Here is an 18651-nt window from a genome sequence, read left to right as displayed (position 1 = left end):
CCATTTCTTTGCCGTCAGCAGGTCCGATGCCAGAAGTCATTTTTCCCGGCCCCGATGGTCGTCTCGAAGGCCGTTTCGCGCCCGCACCCCGCCCGCGCGCACCCGTCGCGATGATCCTCCATCCGCATCCGCAAGCCGGCGGCACGATGAACAACCACATCGTGATGGAGCTCTACAAGACCTTCCAGCGGCGCGGTTTCGCGACGCTACGCTTCAATTTCCGTGGCGTCGGCAAGAGCCAGGGCACCTTCGACAATGGCGTGGGCGAACTGTCCGATGCCGCCAGCGCGCTCGACTGGGTGCAGAGCTTCCACCCCGAAGCCTCCACCACGTGGATCGCCGGAGTCAGCTTCGGCGCGTGGATCGGTATGCAGTTGTTGATGCGCCGCCCGGAAATTCGCGGCTTCATCTCGGTCGCGCCGCCCGCCAATATGTATGATTTCACCTTCCTCGCGCCGTGTCCGGCGAGCGGCATCATTATCCAGGCCGAGAATGACGAAGTCTCGCCCCCGCTCGCGACGCAGAAGCTGGTCGACAAGCTGCGCACGCAAAAGCACATCACCATCCACCACGACACCATCCCCAAGGCGAACCATTTCTTCGAACATGAAATGCCGCAATTGATGGGGTCGGTTGATAAGTATCTGGATATGCGACTCGATCCCAACTCGCCGATCAAGTGAACCGCTCCCCCCGCGCTGCCGTGTCAGGCGGCGCGGGGCCGTGTTACAGCGTCCAGATCACGACGTTGCCCACCAGCACCGCCGCCATTACCAGCATCAGCACGCCCTTACGCACGTTCTGACGCTTGGCGATCAACGCCACGCCCCCGATGAGGCAGGCGAACGCCGCGAGCATGGCGAGCGCGGGTGCGAGGTTTTCGAGAGCGGTCATTCCTAACTCCTAACCGTGCGGCCTACGCGAAGTCGACTGCACTGAATCCTCCCCGGCACGGGGAGGGGGACCGTAAGCATTCAGCGAACGGTGGTGGGGGCGTGCCACAAACGCTGCGCCAAGCGGAGGGCCCCCTCCACCATTTCGCCGAAGAAAGGCGAAATGGTCCCCCTCCCCGTGCCGGGGAGGATTACACCTTGCCCGCCAGTACCGCGCCATAAGCCGCCAAATCCACATTCCCGCCCGACAGGATCACCAGCAACCCCGGCTCGACCGGCACCTTGCCCGCCAGAATCGCCGCCAGCGCGACCGCGCCGCCGGGTTCCACCACCAGCCGCAACTTCTCCGCCGCCCAGCGCTGCGCCGCGCTGATTTCCGCTTCACTCACCGCCACTCCGGTCGCTCCCCGCCGCGCCAGCACCTCGAAGGTTAGCGGCGACACCCGCAGCGTCTGCAGTGCATCGCACGCGGTTGGCGGCGGGGACTCACCGACAGGTTCGATCCACCCCGCCTCCAGCGAGCGGCGCATGTCATCCCAGCCCTCCGGTTCCGCCACCGTGATTGTCGCTTCCGGCAAGGCCAGCGTAAGCCCCGCCGCCAAGCCGCCGCCACCGCAGGGAATGACCACCCGACCCGGTGTGCCCAAACCGAGCGTGGCCATCTGTGCCGCCGCCTCTATCCCAGCGCTGCCCTGCCCCTCGATCACCCAGGGATCGTCGAAGCTCGGCACCAGCACCGCGCCGCGCGCTTCGGCCAGGCGCGCGGCGATCTTCTCGCGGCTCTCGGTCGCACGGTCATAGCTCACCACCTCCGCGCCGAGCGCAAGCGTCCCCTCGCGCTTGGCCTTGGGCGCGTCAGCCGGCATCACGATTGTCGCGGGCATGGCGAGCCGCCGCGCCGCCCACGCGACTCCCTGCGCGTGATTCCCCGAGGAGAAAGCCACCACGCCTTTTCCCCGCTCCGCGGGTTCGATCGCCGTCAATCGGTGCCATGCCCCGCGCAGTTTGAATGCGCCGATCGGCTGCAGGCACTCGGCCTTGAAAGCAACGCTAACACCATGAATTTCAACCACGAAAAGCGGTGTCTGCGGCACGATTGCCGCCACTTTTGCGGCGGCATCACGCACTCCGGCCCGCGTCGGCTGTCTTAAAATTGTCACCAAATATCTCCGCAGCTTCAAAACCGCTTTACAATACAAAAACGCGACCCTATCTCGCCCATCCGCTGCCCCATGGGACTTCCAACCGCAAGGCAGCTTTTTTCACCGTAGGCGCAAGCCACTTGGAGGTCCCTTGAGTTGCACAAGCATCATCGCGCGCTGGGGTTAGCGACCACCCCTTCGATTACCAATACTGGTGTCGACATCGCTAAGCAGCGGCCGGTTCAGCCGGTCACGCTGGTTCGTCCGCATGCGGCATCGCGTGCGGCCCGGTTCTTCGCCGAGAAGTTCCCGGGTCGTTCGATGTATGCGGTTAAGGCGAACCCATCCCCTGCGCTCCTGCAGATTTTGTGGGATAGCGGAATCACGCATTACGACGTCGCCTCGATTGCCGAGGTGCGGCTGGTGGCGAGCACGCTGCCGGATGCGACCTTGTGCTTCATGCACCCGGTCAAGGCATCCGAGGCAATCGCTTCGGCCTATTTCGACTATGGCGTGCGGACGTTCTCGCTCGACAGCGTGGAAGAGCTGGAGAAGATCGTCCAGGCGACCAACCATGCCGAGGATCTGACGCTGTGCGTCCGCCTCCGCGTGTCGTCGGAGCATTCGAAGCTGAGCCTCGCGTCGAAGTTCGGCGCGGCACCGGGCGAGACCAAGGAATTGCTGTTCCGGGCGCGCCAGGCGGCGGATGCGCTCGGCATCTGCTTCCATGTCGGCAGCCAGGCGATGACGCCCGAAGCCTATGCCAATGCGATGGAGCGCGTGCGCGCCGCGATCGTCGATGCGGCGGTGACGGTCGACGTGATCGACGTCGGTGGCGGTTTCCCCTCGACCTATCCGGGCATGGAGCCGCCCCCGCTCGAGCGCTATTTCGAGACGATCCACCGTGCGTTCGAATCGCTGCCGGTCAGCTATTCGTCCGAACTGTGGTGTGAGCCCGGTCGTGCGTTGTGCGCCGAATACAGCTCGATCGTCGTGCGCGTCGAAAAGCGTCGCGGCGATGAGCTGTACATCAACGACGGTGCTTATGGCGCGTTGTTCGATGCGGCGCATCTCGGCTGGCGCTTTCCGGTCGAGTTGCTGCGCGAGCCGGAAAGCCGATCGAAGGACATGCCGTTCAGCTTCTACGGCCCGACCTGCGATGACATGGACCATATGGTCGGTCCCTTCTATCTGCCGGCGGACGTACAGGCCGGCGATTATCTCGAGATCGGGATGCTCGGCGCCTATGGCTCCGCGATGCGGACCGCGTTCAACGGTTTCGGATCGGACGAGACGGTGATCGTTGCAGACGAGCCGATGGCGTCGCTGTATTTGGGCGAAGATCGGCCAGAGATCGCTTCGAACGTCGTCACGCTGTAACACAGCGCTATCACTATCGCCTTCTTCCTCCCCTCCCGCTTGCGGGAGGGGTTGGGGGAGGGGCTGTCTACAATCGGGGCCAGGGCGACATGCCCTCCCCTAACCCCTCCCGCAAGCGGGAGGGGAATGAGGAAGAATGATGAACGACATCGTTAACACCAACCGCAAGGCCGAACTGCTCTCGACCACCGTCGAGCATATCGACATCACCAAGTTCGACGCGCGCCCGATCGTCGACGCGATGAAGAAGATGAGCTTCACCAGCCGCGACCTCGGCCGCGCGACCGACATCTACAACCAGATGCTCGCGGATCCCGATTGCTCGATCTTCCTCGTCATCGCCGGGTCGACCTCGGCGGGCGGCTGCATGGATCTCTATGCCGAGCTGCTGCGCAACAACATGATCGACGGCGTCGTCGCGACCGGCGCGTCGATCGTCGACATGGATTTCTTCGAAGGGCTCGGCCACAAGCATTATCAGGCGCTCGAAGTGCCGGATGATGACACGCTGCGCTCGCTGCTGATCGACCGCATCTACGACACGTACATCGACGAAGAGCAGCTCCAGGATTGCGACCATACGATCCTCGAGATCGCCAATTCGCTCGAGCCGCGCCCTTATTCGAGCCGCGAGTTCATCCGCGAGATGGGCAAGTATCTCGTCGAGAACGGCAAGAAGGACAACAGCCTCGTCAAGCTCGCCTACGAGCATGACGTGCCGATCTTCTGCCCGGCGTTCGTCGATTCCTCGGCGGGCTTTGGCCTCGTCAAGCACCAGGTCGATCGCGCCAAGGAAGGTAAGCCGTACATGGTGCTCGACGCGATCGCCGATTTCCGCGAACTGACCGACATCAAGGTCAAGGCCGGCACCACCGGCTTGCTGATGATCGGCGGCGGCGTGCCGAAGAACTTCATCCAGGACACCGTGGTTTGCGCCGAAATCCTCGGCCATGACGACGTGCAGGTCCATAAGTACGCTGTGCAGATCACCGTCGCCGACGTTCGCGACGGCGCCTGCTCGTCTTCGACGCTGCAGGAAGCGGCATCGTGGGGCAAGGTCAACACCGGCATCGAACAGATGGTGTTCGCCGAAGCCGGTTCGGTCATGCCGCTGCTGGCATCGGACGCATACCATCGCGGGCTTTGGAAGAACCGCGTGAAGCGCCGCTGGGGTGCCAGCTTCGACTGAAACCGTTACCATTGCCGCGAATCCCCAAGGAGAGCGGTAATGTTGGACAGACGTTTGGTATTGGCAGGTGCCGTTGGGGCGACGCTGGGAATGCCCAGTGTCGCCCTCGCGCAATCAGCGGAACCCGCTGCCACACCATCATGGCCGCCAGCCGAGTTCTTTCCGCTCTGGCCCGGCAAAGCGCCGAACTCCCCGGCCACGCTCCCCGTGCCCGCGCCGAGTTTCGATGGCTATCAGGGCAAGGAATTGTGGCTGCGCGGCGTTGCTGTGCCAACGGTCGGGGTATTCCGCCCGGCGCGACCCGACGGACGCGCGGTGCTGTCCCTCCCCGGGGGCGGCTATGGCTTTGTGTCGGTCAGCAACGAAGGCATCGACGTTGCGCGCGTGTTGAATACGCGCGGCATCACCGTGTTCGTGCTGGCATATCGCTTGCCCGGTGAGGGTTGGGCCAAGCGCGAGGATGTGCCGTTGCAAGATGCGCAGCGTGCGATGCGGCTTATCCGCGCCAATGCGACGCGCTTTGGAATCGACCCGGCGCGGCTCGGCACGATCGGATTTTCCGCAGGCGGGCATCTCGCCGGAATGCTCGCGGTCGGCCATGCCGACCCGGTTTATGCGCCGGTCGATCAAGCCGACCATTTGTCCGCCCGGCCCGATTTTGCCGGATTGGTGTATGCGGTAACCTCGTTCCAGACCGCCGGTTTCGATCCGGCAGAGCCGGTAAACGATTTGATCGGGCCCAAGCCATCTGCCGCCATGCTCGATCGCTACGATCCGGCGCACCGCCTTGATTCCAGCGCACCGCCACTCTTCATCGCCCATGCGATGGATGACGGGGTCGTGCCGATCGCACAATCGCTGCTGATGCTTGACCGGGCCCGGAGCGAGCGCGTTCCGGTCGAGATGCACCTGTTCCAGCATGGCGGGCATGGCTTCGGCGCGCTCCATCTCGCGCCGGGATCGCCAGCGCTCGATTGGCCCGAACTGTTCTCCCGCTGGAGCGCGGCCTTGCCCAGACTGTAAGGGCACTGCACACCGCCATCATTGCGAACCGTGGATGTTTCGGGCACGCTCCCAAAAAACAGGGGGGGAGATGACCGATGCATAGCGAGATCCTGAAGCCCGTCGTGACACTCATCGCCTGGTCGCTGGTGATGTTGGTGTGGATGCTGGTAACGCGCCTGCCAGCAATGCGGGCTTCGGGCATCGATCTGACCAATCTGGTCGGCACCAAGGCGGGCGATGCCGATGGCCGCCTGCCGCGCAAAGTGCAGTGGAAGGCGCACAATTACAACCATTTGATGGAACAGCCGACGCTCTTCTACGCCGTTTGCGGGGTGATCGCACTGACAGGAACCGGCAACGGCGTAAACGCCTGGATTGCATGGGGCTATGTGGCGCTGCGTATTGCGCACAGTGTGTGGCAGGCAACGATCAACAAGGTGTCGATCCGCTTCTTTTTATTCCTGGGGGCATCGCTGGCGTTGATCGCCCTGACGCTGCACGCGGCGATGGCGGTGTTTGCGCCCGCAGGCTAAAACAGCCGCGCCATCGCGCGTTCCAGCATCACCAATTGCCACAGGGTACGGCCGTGGTCCGCCCGGCCAGCGCGATGATCGTCAGCGAGGCGCGCGATCGTCACCGGTTCGAACCAGCCCGTACCCATCAGCACGCGCGATGTGGCGAGCGCCGCCGCTTCATCCGCCAGTGCTCCGCGAAACCAGGCGCTGATCGGCGTGACGAACCCCATTTTGGGCCGGTATAGAATGTCGCGCGGCAGATACCGCTCCATCGCCTTCTTGAGCAGCCACTTCCCCTGCCCGCCGCGCAACCGCATGTCGGCGGGCAGTTTGGCCGCAAACTCGACCAGGCGATAATCGAGCAGCGGCTCGCGCGCCTCCAGCCCCACCGCCATGCTGGTGCGATCGGCCTTGGTCAGGATGTCACCGGGCAACCAATGCTGGAAATCGGCATATTGCGCGCGGTCGAGCGCGTCGCGCGCGGGGGCGTCGCGCATCGAGCGGACATAACGATCCTCCGCGCGGTGCCCGCCGAGCGCGGCGCGGGCGGGATCGGTAAACAGCGCCGCGCGCAAGGCAGGCGTGGTTACCCCAACCGAGCGGGCATACCCCTCCGCGCCATCCTCGGCGAGCGCAAGCAGCGTCGTCTTGGCGCGGAGCGGGCGCGGCGCCCAATCGGCCTTGGGATACCAGCGCCCCAGCGTGCCGAACAGGTTCGCGCGGATCGAAGCGGGCACCATCCCACGCACGCGCTCCTCCGCCGCCTGAAACTTGTAGCGGCGGTATCCGGCAAAGGCCTCGTCCGCTCCGTCACCCGACAAGGCTACCGTCACATCCTCGCGCGCCAGTTCGCACACGCGGTAGGTCGCCAGCGCCGACGCATCGGCAAAGGGTTCGTCAAAAGCATGAACCAACGTGTCGATCAGCGAGAAATCGTCCGCCGCGACCACGCGCTCGCGGTGCCGCGTGGCGAAGCGCTCGGCGATCACATCGGCATAGCGGCGTTCATCGAGGCTGTTTTCGTCAAACCCGATTGTGCAGGTGCGCACCGCGCCGCGCGACGCCTCGGCCATCAGCGCAACCACCGCCGAACTGTCGACCCCGCCCGACAGGAACGCGCCGAGCGGCACATCCGACACCATGCGCGACGTCACCGCATCGCGCAGCAGCGCGACCAGCTCTTCTTCGAGCGCCTTTACGGACCCCGTTGCGCGGCACGAGAAATCGACGTCCCACCAGCGCGATGGCGCAGGCACCGGCTTGCCGCGTTCGATCAGCAGGCTGTGCCCGGCGGGCAGCTTCTTCACCCCCGCAACAAGGCAAGTGTCGTCGGGCACATAGCCAAACGCCATATAATCCTCGACCGCGCGGATATCGGGCGAGCGCCGCAGCAGCGGGTGCGCGAGCAGGCCCTTCAATTCCGAGGCGAAAGCCACCGCGCCATCGGACAGTTCGACATAATGGAGCGGTTTTACCCCCAGTCGGTCACGCGCGAGGAACAGGCATTGCCGCCGTGCATCATGCAGCGCGAAGGCGAACATCCCGTTCAGCCGATCGAGCAGCGCCGGGCCCCACACCGCCCAGCCGTGCAGCAGCACCTCGGTATCGCCCGCCGTCACGAACACCGCCCCCAGCGCCTGCAACTCCGCGCGCAAGGCGGCGAAATTATAAATCTCGCCATTATAGGTGACGGTCAGCGCGCCATCGACGCTCGCCATCGGCTGCGGCGATCCGGCAACGTCGATGATCGACAACCGTCGGTGCCCCAGCCCCACCCCAGGCGCGGTCCACACGCCCGATCCATCCGGCCCACGATGCGCTTGTGCATCCGCCATCGCGGCGATCCGTGCGGGATCAACAGGTTTTGGCGTCGCGGGATAATAGAGACCGGCAATGCCGCACATCAGTTGGTCATCCCTGCGCTGCGATCAGCTAGCCGTTCGATCGGCCCCAGCGCCGCGACAAACGCCGCCATCGCCGCGCGCGGATCGTGGCCGGGAACCGCCTCGGCCGAGACGTGCACCGCGACCGCGCGCTGCGGGCCGCCAAGCAGCTTGGCCTTCAGCGTTTCCAGCTTCACGACTGGCCCCTTGTAGGTCAGCGCATCCCCGACACGATACCAGGTCACCACTTGCCGCTCGACCGGCCCAGGCGCAGTGATGCGCATCGCCGCTCCACCCGCCAGATCAGGAAGGTCTGCCACCCGCACCCACACATCATCTTCCCGCAATGCCCCCACGCCGAACGCCACCAACTCCTTGCCGTCATGCTGGCTGCCATAAACGGCGATGGCGAGATCGACCTGATCGCCTGCGGTGTTGGCATACCGACCGAACAGGAAATGGTCCGCGCCAGGATAATTGGGTGACCAGGGCGCGCGTGTGCTGAGCGCGACGCGATGCCAACCCGGTACGTCCGGCAGCGCAATCCGCGCGGGCAGCACCTGCGCGCGCCCGGCAATCGCCGCCGACCAGGCCGGGAACAGCGCGGCAAGCCCCAAAATCAGCACCGCCGCCAGCACCGCATCGCAGTGGTAGCGTGGCAGCGTTTGCAGCGCCGCCGGATCGAACACCGGCGCATCGGGTGCGCGGTCGAACCAGCGCCAGCCAATCGCCAGCACCGCCGCCATCACCGCCGCGAAGAACAGCCAGCCATATACGATATGGTCGAACCCGGTCGCGCGTTCGACCGAGGTGAGATAGGCCGCATAGATCGTCCCGAAGGCGCGCACGCCATTCGCCAGCACCGGCACCACCAGCGCCACCATCATGAACACCGCGCGCCTGCGCCAGGACACGAAACAGACATTGGCGACGAGGACGCCATAAGCGATCATCGCGATCACGAACTTCGCGCCCGAGCACGCTTCGGCCACCTCGAAATAGCCATTGGGGATGGTGATGAGCACGCCATCGACGTGTGCCGGGACGCCGAACAGATGCAGCAGCGGCATCGTCAGCGCGACCGTCGCGGTCTGGAGTGGTTCCTCCAGCCCCTCGCCAAAGGGCACCATGAAAACCGCATAAGCCAGCGGAAACAGCAGCGCGCGGGCGACATTGGGGCCAAGCATCGTCACCACCGCGCCCTGCAGCATCAGCACCAGCCCGAAGTGCCGTGCAAGCGCGACGCCCCCCGCATCGCCGAGCAGCCAGCCAAACCCGCCCAACGTGACCAGCGTCAGCCCCGGCGCCCATGCCACCGGCGTCAGTTCCGCCAACCCCGCGCGCCGTTGCCAAACCAGCCAGCCGACCACGGGCGCAATGAACAGGCAATGCCCGAAGGTTGTGCTGGTCCACCAAATCGACGCCAGCGCACGAACGTCGCCGTAGAACAGTGCAAGCAGCAATACCGCCACTATTGCGAGCAGCGCCACCTGCCGCGACCACGCGCCGCCGACCTCGCGCGCACGCATCGCCCCGATGCGGAGCTGGACCGAAACGCGCATCGTCATACCATCAGGCTGCGCTGCGGCGTGGCGGTGCTTTCAGGCTGATGCCCAGGATCGCATCGAGCGGGGCCAGCCGCGCTTCCCAGCTATAGCGCGCCTGCACCTGCGCCCGCGCATCACGACCGATCTGCGCGCCAGCCGCAGGATCGTTCAGGATGGCGATAACCTCCTCGGCAATCTCGCCGACGGTTTCGCCAACGCGGATCGTCCCGGCATGGTCGATTCCCTCGGCTGCCGCCCTCGAAGCAACGACCGGACGGGCCATCGCCATCGCTTCCAGCACCTTGTTCTGGATGCCACGCGCAAGCTTCAGCGGCGCGACGACGACCGACGCGGCGGCGATCCAGCCACGCACGTCGGCGACTTCCCCGGTCACGATCACGCCCGGCTGCTTGGCCAGCGCCTTGACCGCGTCGGTCGGCGCCCGACCCACGATCGCGAAACGGGCATGGGGAAACCGCACGCGAATGTGCGGCAGGATCGTCTCGACGAACCAGGTTACGGCTTCGACATTGGGGCGATAGTCCATTTGCCCGGTAAACACGATCAGCGCCCCCGTCGTGTCGATCCGCTTGAACTGCGCGGTCGGATCGAAAAATTCGGTGTCGATGCCGTTTTCCACGACATAGACGCGCTCCGACCCGGTCTTGTCGCGAAACAATTGTGCTTCGGCCTCGCTGACGAACAGGCTGGCATCCGCGCGGTGTGCGACCGCGCGCTCATGCTGGAACAGCAACCGCGCTTCACGCTTCATGAACCAGCCCGTCGCGCCGCCCGAACTCTTGGCATAGGCACCGAACTTCGCCGAATCCATGTCGACAAAGTCCATAATCACCTTCTGGCGCGGTCTTGCCGGAAGATATTGCGCCATTTGGCTTGAGAAGACGTAGATCGTGTCAATCGAATGCCGCGACAGCAGGTTGTCGACCGCCGCGCGCAGCGATGCGTTGTCGAATGCGGTCAGCGACACCGGCTTGCGCGCGATCAACGCCTGAAACGCCGAGGTCAGTCGCGACTTCGAGCGCCAGATGATCGAGCGATTGCCCGTCAGCTTCGACAGACCGGTCTTGCGCTTCATGTCGCGTGTGTCGTCGGCAAAGGCGATCAGATGCACACGCTTGCGCGCGGCCAGATACTTCAGGATGTGAAACCCGCGAATTTTGTCCCCCCGGTCGGGCGGGTACGGCACGCGATGCCCGAGAAAGAGGATATCACCCATTATCCAAGGCCTTTGGAGATATATGGTCCAAGCAGATTCGCGATCCCGAGTGGCAGCTTTTTCCACAGCGCTACCTTTTGGGCGTAGCGTGGATTCAGCGGATTGATCTCGCGCAATGCCACTCCAGCCATCGCGCGTTTACCATACAGCAAGGGCGTACCTTCGAAACCCCAGTTTTTCTTGAAAGCAGCAGCCCCGGTTCCGACTTTCGATCGACCGAAATCGAAGCGCGTGCAGCCGCGTGCGCGGGCATGAGCCATCAGCGCGAAATACATGCGGTCATTCGCCCGTAATCCGCGCGCCGCCAGCGTCCCCCCGCCCCAATAGGGATAAACGGCGCCGTTGAAATACAGGTTGAGCACACTCGCCACCGCGCGCCCCTGCGACCGGATGGTGAGGATGTCGGCGGCATCGCCGAAATGCTGCAGGACCGCGCGGAACAATCGCGCCGGGAAAACGGGGGTGCCGAGGTTGCGCACCGATTCGGCATAAACCGCATAATGCGCCCGCAGATCGTCGGACTGACGGCCAATCTCGACCTCCAATGCGGCATCGAGTGCCTTGCGTACCTCGGCGCGTTGCTTGCGCGGAATCGCCGCAAGCTCGGCCGCGTCGTTATCGGCGAGCGGACGGGCGAAGCCGAGATAGCTGTGATCGTCGAACTGCCACGCGCCCTCCGGCATCGCCCCCCCGCGCAATTCGAGCGTGGGGCATTGCAATCGCTGGGCAAGCTTCCAGCCGGCTTCGGCCAATATCGGGATGGCTCCGGCAGTATCGGCGAGGATCCCCCCACCAACCGCGAATCCGTTCGATACCAATGCCTGGCCGAACAGGCGCGAGCGCACTTCGGTCAACGGCAGTACACCCGCGATCGTTCGATTCGCCCGCTCGGCAATCAGCGTGTGGCTGGTTTGTCCGCACCCCTGCGCCACGGCCAGGCTCCACGCCGGCAAGTGGAAAGGCGTGGCATCGGGGTGCTCGCGTACGAAATGTTCCACGCGCGCGCGATCTGCGGGATTGCGAAGCTCAACGCTCCGCACCGCCAGCAGGGGCGAAAGCTGCGGCATCGTCACGCCGCCAACTCCAGGGATTGCACGGCACGCAAATCGCGCACCACCGCGTCCATCCGGCCCCAGTCATGCCGCGCGATCAGCCCCCGCACCTTGCCCGCCATCGCGCCAAGCCGACTATAATGGCGCAGCTTCGATCGAACGGGCGCATTGGCCACGCGCGGCTGGTCCGGGTCGATTTCCCACGGATGGAAGTAGAAGATGGCGGGTTGACCGTCCGCCGCCACTTGCCGCACCGCCACATCGGTCAACGCGGCGGGTAGCAGGCGGAAAAATCCGCCCCCCGTCGCCATCCGCCGTGCACCGAATTGGGCGACGGTTACGGGCACTTCCACCAGATCACAATCGGCAAGTGGACGAAAGGCATAGCGTGGAGCCTCTGGCCAACCATAATGATCGTGCCGCAAGGGCGCGACGCTGGACGAATAGGCATAGCCCTCTTCCGCCAGCACACGGTGCGCCCAGGGCGTACGCGCATCGATCGAAAAGCTCGGCGCGCGATATCCGGTTACCGCGACGCCGCCCGCATCCTCCAGCGCTTGGCGCGTCCGCGCGAGATCCGCCCGAAACGTGGCCGCGTCCATCGTAAAGACCCGGTCATGTTCCCAGCCGTGGCTTGCCAGTTCATGACCCGCCTCGACGATGCGACGGATCAGCTTTGGGTAGCGCGCCGCGACCCAGCCCAGCGTAAAGAAGGTGGCCTTGACCCCGCTTTCGGCGAACAGCGCGAGCACGGCATCGGTATTGCGCTCCACGCGCGGGGCGAGCGAATCCCAATCGGCCTTGTCGATCACCGCCTCAAAGGCACCGACCTGGAACCAGTCCTCGACATCGACCGACAGGACGTGACGCATCGGCTCAATCCTGCCGGGCGCGCGGGGTTGGCACGACGGATCGATCGCCCTCGGCCCAATCCACCAGCAATTTCAGAACCCGGCGCAGCGCGACATCCTGCTCATCGACCCGCGCTTCCAGCGCCGCGATGCGGGCCGCCAGATCGAGCTCGGGAGTGGGCTCGGGAGCGGGCACCGCTTCGCGCTCGGGTTCCGATTGCGGCGTCGGCTCGTCGCGAATGACGCGGATCGGACGCGGGTCCGCCGGGGGCGGCGTGTTCGAGATCGGCAAAGGCGCGACAATGACGGGCGCGGGGGCTTGCGCAGCAGGCACCATCACAGCTTCGGGCATCGCGACGGGCGTTCCACCCGGCATATCACCTGCGATATCGGCGATCACGGCGGCGACCGCCTGCGCATCGATCGTGTCGATCTGCTCGATCGCGCCGAACAGCATTACCCGGCCCGCCAATTGGTTCAGGCGACGCGGAACACCGTCCGACCCGGCATAGAGCGCGGCGAAGGCGTCGGGGGTAAAATGCGGCCGTTCTTGCCAGCCCACCACCGACAACCGATGGCGCATATAGGGTTCGACTTCCTCGGGCTCCATCGGATCGAGATGGTGCATCGCGATTACCCGTTGGCGCAATTGCTCGAGCCGTTCCGATCCGTGCAGCCGCTCGCGAAATTCGGGCTGGCCGAGCAGGAATATCTGCAACAACGCATGTCCGCCGGTCTGGAAGTTCGAGAGCATCCGCAGCTCTTCCAGGCTCGCCACCGGCAAGGCCTGCGCTTCATCGACGATCAGCAGCGTCCGTCGCCCGGCCCGCGCGGTTGCGTGCAAGCCGCGTTCGATCGCGACCAACAATTGCGCCTTGGTCAGCCCCGCACTGTCGACATCAAGCCCGCCTGCAACCATTCGCAGCAGATCGTCAGCCTCGATCTGCGTCGAGACGATCTTGATGACGTGCAAGCGGGTCGGATCGATCGTGTCCATCAAATGCCCGACCAGCGTGGTCTTCCCAGCGCCGACATCACCGGTGATGACGATGAAGCCCTCACCCTGCGCCAGACCATAGCCAAGATAGGCCATCGCCTTGCGATGTGTCGCCGTGTCGAACCAGAAACGCGGATCAGGCGTCAACTGGAACGGACGGCCACTCAAGCCATAGTGATCGTCGTACATATTACCGCCCTCGCGATCGGCATAGCCGCCGATGCGTTTCAGAATTGATACCGCACGCCAACCTGGCCCTGCGCCGAAACCTGATCGTCCGTACCCTTTTGGCTGAACGAATAGATACCAGCCGATGCCGTCGTCGCGATGCGACCGAAGTTATGATAATATAGCCCGCTCAGGCCGGTGCTGAACACGCCCGGCGCCGCCGAAATACCACTCTCATAATAATTGGCGAAGATGTTGCCGCTCACGCCCGAATTGCGATCGATCGGGGCGTTGACATAAGCCTGCGCATAATAGCTGTCGTCGGTCACGCCATCAATATTGAAGCCCGTACCAGCCGGAGCGTAGAAGCGCCGCGTAGCATAGCCCGCGCCGACACCGAAACTGAGCGGCCCGCGTTTCGCCGCGATCACGGCATCGACACCGCGCGCGCGATAGGCCGAAGTCGAGATCGACTGGAACACGCCGTTCAGGCACCCCCCCGCCGCGCCGCTGCTCGCGCCGAAGGTGCAGCCGCTGAACTGCTGCGCAAACGCATCGCGCTGGTCGATGAAGCTCGTCGGCAAGTTGGAGATACCTTCGCGCAACTGCCGCCCGAACGTATCGACGCTGTCATAGACGCCCAACTGGATACCGATCGATTTGGAAGCGGCATAGCTGAACGACCCCGTATAGGTCATCCCGCCATAACGGCGCCCGGCGCGGGCCTGCAACGTGGTGCGCGGGCTCGGCCGCCAGATGACGCCGGCATCGTAAATCAATCCATCGGTTTGGTACGCGATACGCGGTGCCGATGCCGGATCGGTCTTGAAACGCCCGCGGCTATCGGTAACCGGCACGCCGCTCGCGTCCTTCAACACATCCTTTTGCGTCACGGTGATCTTTTCATAGCCAGCGCCGCCGGTGAGTGCGAGCGTGGGAAGAACCGGCAGGACGAGATCGCCCCGCGCGACCTTGCTTTCGTATTTCTGGTCGAGCTGCCCCGCAGTATCCCGCTCATACCCCGCCGAGACGTTGACGCCGACCGGTAGCAGCGCCCCGGCCTTGACCCCGGCACTGGCGTTGAAAACATGGCTTTGCGAAGTGTCGAACACGTCGAGCCTGGGGCTGCCCGCCGCGACCCCGGTCGTGCCCGGAGCCTCGGCCTTGGTGTAGCCGTAGCGGTAGCTCGCCGCCACGCCGACCGGCCCGACGTGGCTGGCGACGGTCGGCCCGACATAGGCCGAATAGACCTGGCTGATATTATCGACATTGCCGGCAAGATTGCCCGGAGCCGCACCGCGAATGTCCGAGCGGACCCGCGTCGCGATGGCCCCGCCCTCCAGCGTGACGCCGGGTGCCACGCGCACGCTGGCGCGTGCCAGGCCGCTATGCACATCGTCGTCGCCAACCTTCTTGCTGTACGAAAAGCGGCGTTCGTAGCGATAGCTGACCTGGAGCTGGGTACGCTTGGTCTGCACCGACGCATCCACCCCGGCGGCGACGGTCGAATAGGTCAGCACGTCATCGGTCTTGAGGTCGGCGGTGACGACCTGCCCGATTTCGATATAGGGCGTGATCGTGCGCTTGCGGTCGTCCGCATGGGCGGGGGCAAGCCCCAACACCGCGATCAACCCCGCGCCAAGCGCGAACGGCAGGGATGCGATCGGCCGCGTCATATCGCGTCCTCCTGTTGGGCATAACCGTAATAGCTGCCGAAGCGCCGCCCACCCGGGGCGAAGGCGACGGCGTTGAGCAAAAGCTGGATATGCTCGCACGCGTCGAGCAGGGTGATCGCCTCCCGCAGATCACCATCGCTGGTGCGATCGGCACGAACGACGAGCATCACCTGCCCGACATGGCTGGCCAGCACGCCCGCGGGAGACGCGGCGAGCACGGGGGGCGAATCGAAGATCAGGATGCGGGTCGGGTCGGCGGCGAGCAAGTGCGCGACCAGTTCGCCCGTGCGTGCGCTGGCGACGAGTTCCGTATCAGCGTTCGTCCTGGTGCCGCAGGGCAGCAGGGACAGGTGCGCGATGTCGGTTCGTACCACGCACCGTTCGATCTCGATCGCGGGATCGGCCAGCGCATCCAGCAACCCTGGCCCCTCGCTCAGGCCAAGGCGGGCCATGACGTCCGGTTTGGCGAAATCGGCATCGATCAGCAACACCTCGACATCGCGTTCGGCGGCGAGCGAAATGGCGAGGTTGACCGCGCAATAGGTCTTGCCGTCATTCGGCCGTGCCGAACAGACGAGGATCGTGCGCGACAGATCGGCGTCGGTTGCGCGCACGGTGCGGGCGGTGGTCAGCAACTGGCGCTTCACCAGGCGGAACTCCTCCGTCAGCACGCCAATCGCCGCGCCGGGCACCAACATACCGCGCGCCGCCAGCAAATCCCGGTCGATCGCGGCCACCCCATCGGTACGGCTTGGTGGTGCCGGCGAAATGACCGGTTGCGGTCGCGCGAACGGCAAATCGATGATCGGGGCCGAGCCAACCGCGGGCTCGGCCACAGCGGGCTGCGCCATGCGCATATCGGCACCAAGATCATACGCCGCAGCCGCCCGTTCGAGCAGCGACGGGCGGACTGCGCGGGGCGTCAGCTCGCTCATGCCGCCAACCCCCGCTGGAGCATTTCCACGCCGAGCAGCGCGACATAGGCAACCCCCAGCGCGCCCACACCGCCGCCATAATAATACAGCATCCGCCGCCGCGCCGCGACCTGGACCGCCGTAACCATTTCGCCGATCGAGCCCAAAACGGGCATTCCGGTCGCCTTTTCCAGCCGGGCGGCGGTGGCGAAGGTGGTCTTCAACTGCCCGAGCACGAACGCCGCCGCCACACCGCCGCCAAGCGCCACGATCAACACGCCGGTCAGCAAGAGCGGACGATTGGGCGCGGCGGGCACGCGCGGTGCGGTCGGCGGGTCGATCACGCTGAACTTGATCGAATCGGTCTGGCTTTGCGCCTGTCCGCGCAGCTTGATCGCCTCGCGGTCGGCGAGCAGCTTGGCATAGCCGTCCTTCAGCACCTGATAATCATTGTCGATCTGCGACTGTTGCGCGGCAACCGCCGGATCGCCTGCCAGCTTCGCGGTGATCGCGTCGAGATCGCCCTGCAACTGCGCCTTGCGCGCACGGAGCGCCGCGACTTGCGCCTGCTTGTCCGCCTGGATCGACCGCAGCGAAGCATAAGCGGGATTGGTCGCCGAAGCCGCGCCGCTTGCCACAGGCTCGCCGCGCGCGGCCGCTTGCGCCGCCGCCAATTGGCTGCGCAGCGCGACCACATCGGGATGGTTTTCGGTATAGCCGCGCGCCCGCGCCTCAGCGAGCTGCCCCTGGATCGCGTTGAGCCGCGCGCGCGCCGGGCCAACCCCCACCGCGCCCGCCGCCCCGGCAAGATTGGCGGGAACTCCAGCCATTTGACCATTGACCGCTGCCAGCCCCGATTGCGCAGCCGCCAGATCGCTATCGACCTGCGCCATTGCCGAGCGCGCCGCACCCATCCGGTCGGTCAACGATCCGGTGCCGGGCAAACTGCCGAGATAGTGATTCTGAAAGTCCGCGCGCTTGGCGTCGGCATCGGCCAATTGCTTTTGCCGTTGTTCGAGCTGCGCATCGAGAAATTTCAGGCTCGAACTCGTCTCGTCGCGGTCGCCCGACAAATTCTGTTCGACGAACAGGTCGATCAGTTTCTGGACGATCTGGCGCGTCACTTTCGGACTGGAACCCGTCGCGACGATCTCGAACAGATTGTCCTGCTGCGCGGTAATCTTGATCGCCTTGGACAGTCCGGCAACACGATCCGCCACATCGCGATCGGTCTTCACGGTATTCGCGAGATCGGTTCCGCGAACGACCTTTTCCAGATTGACTGCGGAGGTCAGCGTCTGGCGGATCGTGTCGACGTCTTTTTGCTGGTCGGCAGGCGTGATGCCAACGGCATTGGGCAGGATCGTATTCATCTGCACCGAAACCCGCGCGCGCGATTCGTAGCTGTTGGGGATCTGTGCGACCACAGCCCAGCCGAGCACGGCAATGCCCCACGCGACCGCAAGCGCGATCCAGCGGCGCATCCAGATCGCATGGAGCGCGATCCGCACTTCGTCGAAAAGGCCGTTCATTCCCCCGCCCGCGCCTAGAACATGCTCTCGGGGATGATGATGACATCACCGGGCTCGAGCCGAACGTTGGCGCGGCTGTCGCCATCCTTAAGCAAGCTCGACAGCTTGATGCTATATTCGACCTGCTTGCCCGTTTCGCGATTGTAACGGACCAGCTTGGCGCGATTGCCCGCCGCATATTCACCAAGGCCCCCGACCGAGATCATCGCATCGAGCAGGGTCATGTTGGCGCGATAGGGGATCGAGGCAGGTTTCGCGGTTGCGCCGACGATGCGCACCTGCTGGCTGAAGGTGCCCGAGAAATTCTCGACGATGACCGAGACGATCGGGTCCTTGATATATTCGCCGAGCGCAATCTTCATGTCGTCGGCGAGCATTCGTGGCGTTTTGCCGACCGCCGGCATGTCGCTGATGAGCGGGGTGGTGATGCGACCATCGGGCCGCACCTGGACCTTTGCCGACAGTTCCGGGTTGCGCCATACGAAAATGTTGAGCTGGTCGAGCGGGCCGATGACATATTCCTCGCCCGGTTGCTCTTGCGTGGCGACGAACGATGCCTGGGGCAACTCAGGACGCCCCCCGCCAGCACAGGAACCAAGCGTCAGCGCAGCAATGCCGACACCGAGCAAACCCCGAAAAGACCTGGAAAACCGCGCCATGCATACCTCCC

General features: G+C 64.7%; 17 protein-coding genes. 5 read left to right on the top strand and 12 right to left on the bottom strand.

Going from position 1 to position 18651, the window contains the following annotated elements; translation table 11 throughout:
• Positions 1–26 precede the first annotated feature (26 nt).
• Positions 27–683: an alpha/beta hydrolase gene (locus WC704_RS03825; protein WP_010402947.1), complete on the top strand. Its 657-nt coding sequence runs from the start codon at positions 27–29 to the stop codon at positions 681–683.
• 43 nt (positions 684–726) lie between these two features.
• Here the strand turns inward: WC704_RS03825 and WC704_RS03820 are convergent, their stop codons facing one another.
• Together WC704_RS03820 and WC704_RS03815 are read right to left on the bottom strand one after the other, a co-directional pair.
• Positions 727–894 (bottom strand): hypothetical protein, encoded by a 168-nt coding sequence (locus WC704_RS03820; RefSeq protein ID WP_372888636.1) that lies wholly within the window; start codon positions 892–894, stop codon positions 727–729.
• Positions 895–1084: 190 nt separating this feature from the next.
• Entirely contained in the window at positions 1085–2053 is a 969-nt protein-coding gene (locus WC704_RS03815) for a threonine/serine dehydratase (RefSeq protein WP_372888635.1), read from the bottom strand.
• 138 nt (positions 2054–2191) lie between these two features.
• Here WC704_RS03815 and WC704_RS03810 point away from each other — a divergent pair, with 138 nt between their 5' ends.
• The 4 genes from WC704_RS03810 (at position 2192) to WC704_RS03795 (ending at position 6142) form a co-directional block, all read left to right on the top strand.
• On the top strand, positions 2192–3415 hold the full coding sequence (locus WC704_RS03810; RefSeq protein WP_372888634.1) for a type III PLP-dependent enzyme: 1224 nt from the start codon (positions 2192–2194) through the stop codon (positions 3413–3415).
• Positions 3416–3554: 139 nt separating this feature from the next.
• Positions 3555–4604 carry a deoxyhypusine synthase gene (locus WC704_RS03805; RefSeq protein ID WP_372888633.1) on the top strand — a complete coding sequence of 350 codons (1050 nt, stop codon included), beginning with the start codon at positions 3555–3557 and terminating at the stop codon, positions 4602–4604.
• A gap of 39 nt (positions 4605–4643) precedes the next feature.
• Positions 4644–5627, top strand: a complete 984-nt coding sequence (locus WC704_RS03800; protein WP_372888632.1) for an alpha/beta hydrolase — start codon at positions 4644–4646, stop codon at positions 5625–5627.
• Between the two features lie 77 nt (positions 5628–5704).
• On the top strand, positions 5705–6142 hold the full coding sequence (locus WC704_RS03795; protein WP_372888631.1) for an MAPEG family protein: 438 nt from the start codon (positions 5705–5707) through the stop codon (positions 6140–6142).
• On the opposite strand, the gene WC704_RS03790 is transcribed toward WC704_RS03795, so the two are convergent.
• The 10 genes from WC704_RS03790 to WC704_RS03745 are packed head-to-tail and all read right to left on the bottom strand — an operon-like array spanning position 6139 to position 18640.
• The gene (locus WC704_RS03790) at positions 6139–8028 is read right to left on the bottom strand and encodes an XrtA/PEP-CTERM system amidotransferase (protein WP_372888630.1); all 1890 of its coding nucleotides are present in this window, start codon (positions 8026–8028) and stop codon (positions 6139–6141) included. The genes WC704_RS03795 and WC704_RS03790 overlap by 4 nt on opposite strands.
• The gene (gene xrtA, locus WC704_RS03785) at positions 8028–9569 is read right to left on the bottom strand and encodes an exosortase A (RefSeq protein WP_372888629.1); all 1542 of its coding nucleotides are present in this window, start codon (positions 9567–9569) and stop codon (positions 8028–8030) included. Before xrtA ends, WC704_RS03790 begins: the two co-directional genes overlap by 1 nt.
• Positions 9570–9579: 10 nt before the next feature.
• Complete coding sequence (locus WC704_RS03780) at positions 9580–10791, bottom strand: TIGR03087 family PEP-CTERM/XrtA system glycosyltransferase (protein WP_372888628.1); 1212 nt, start codon at positions 10789–10791, stop codon at positions 9580–9582.
• Positions 10791–11858: a FemAB family XrtA/PEP-CTERM system-associated protein gene (locus WC704_RS03775; protein ID WP_372888728.1), complete on the bottom strand. Its 1068-nt coding sequence runs from the start codon at positions 11856–11858 to the stop codon at positions 10791–10793. The genes WC704_RS03780 and WC704_RS03775 overlap by 1 nt, the downstream gene beginning before the upstream one ends.
• Positions 11859–11860: 2 nt before the next feature.
• The gene (locus WC704_RS03770) at positions 11861–12715 is read right to left on the bottom strand and encodes an XrtA system polysaccharide deacetylase (RefSeq protein ID WP_372888627.1); all 855 of its coding nucleotides are present in this window, start codon (positions 12713–12715) and stop codon (positions 11861–11863) included.
• Positions 12716–12719: 4 nt separating this feature from the next.
• Complete coding sequence (locus WC704_RS03765) at positions 12720–13880, bottom strand: AAA family ATPase (RefSeq protein ID WP_372888626.1); 1161 nt, start codon at positions 13878–13880, stop codon at positions 12720–12722.
• Positions 13881–13918: 38 nt separating this feature from the next.
• Positions 13919–15535, bottom strand: coding sequence for a hypothetical protein (locus WC704_RS03760; protein WP_372888625.1), 1617 nt, complete (start codon positions 15533–15535; stop codon positions 13919–13921).
• Positions 15532–16470, bottom strand: a complete 939-nt coding sequence (locus tag WC704_RS03755; RefSeq protein WP_372888624.1) for an exopolysaccharide biosynthesis protein — start codon at positions 16468–16470, stop codon at positions 15532–15534. Before WC704_RS03755 ends, WC704_RS03760 begins: the two co-directional genes overlap by 4 nt.
• On the bottom strand, positions 16467–17981 hold the full coding sequence (locus WC704_RS03750) for an XrtA system polysaccharide chain length determinant (RefSeq protein ID WP_372888623.1): 1515 nt from the start codon (positions 17979–17981) through the stop codon (positions 16467–16469). The genes WC704_RS03755 and WC704_RS03750 overlap by 4 nt, the downstream gene beginning before the upstream one ends.
• Positions 17982–17995: 14 nt before the next feature.
• Positions 17996–18640, bottom strand: a complete 645-nt coding sequence (locus tag WC704_RS03745) for an XrtA/PEP-CTERM system exopolysaccharide export protein (RefSeq protein WP_372888622.1) — start codon at positions 18638–18640, stop codon at positions 17996–17998.
• Positions 18641–18651: the final 11 nt, after the last annotated feature.

Origin of the sequence: Sphingomonas sp. (assembly GCF_041661885.1) — a bacterium.
Lineage (GTDB): Bacteria > Pseudomonadota > Alphaproteobacteria > Sphingomonadales > Sphingomonadaceae > Sphingomonas.
Note: the sequence above shows the minus strand (reverse complement) of the source record. Positions and strands in the feature narration are given on the sequence as shown.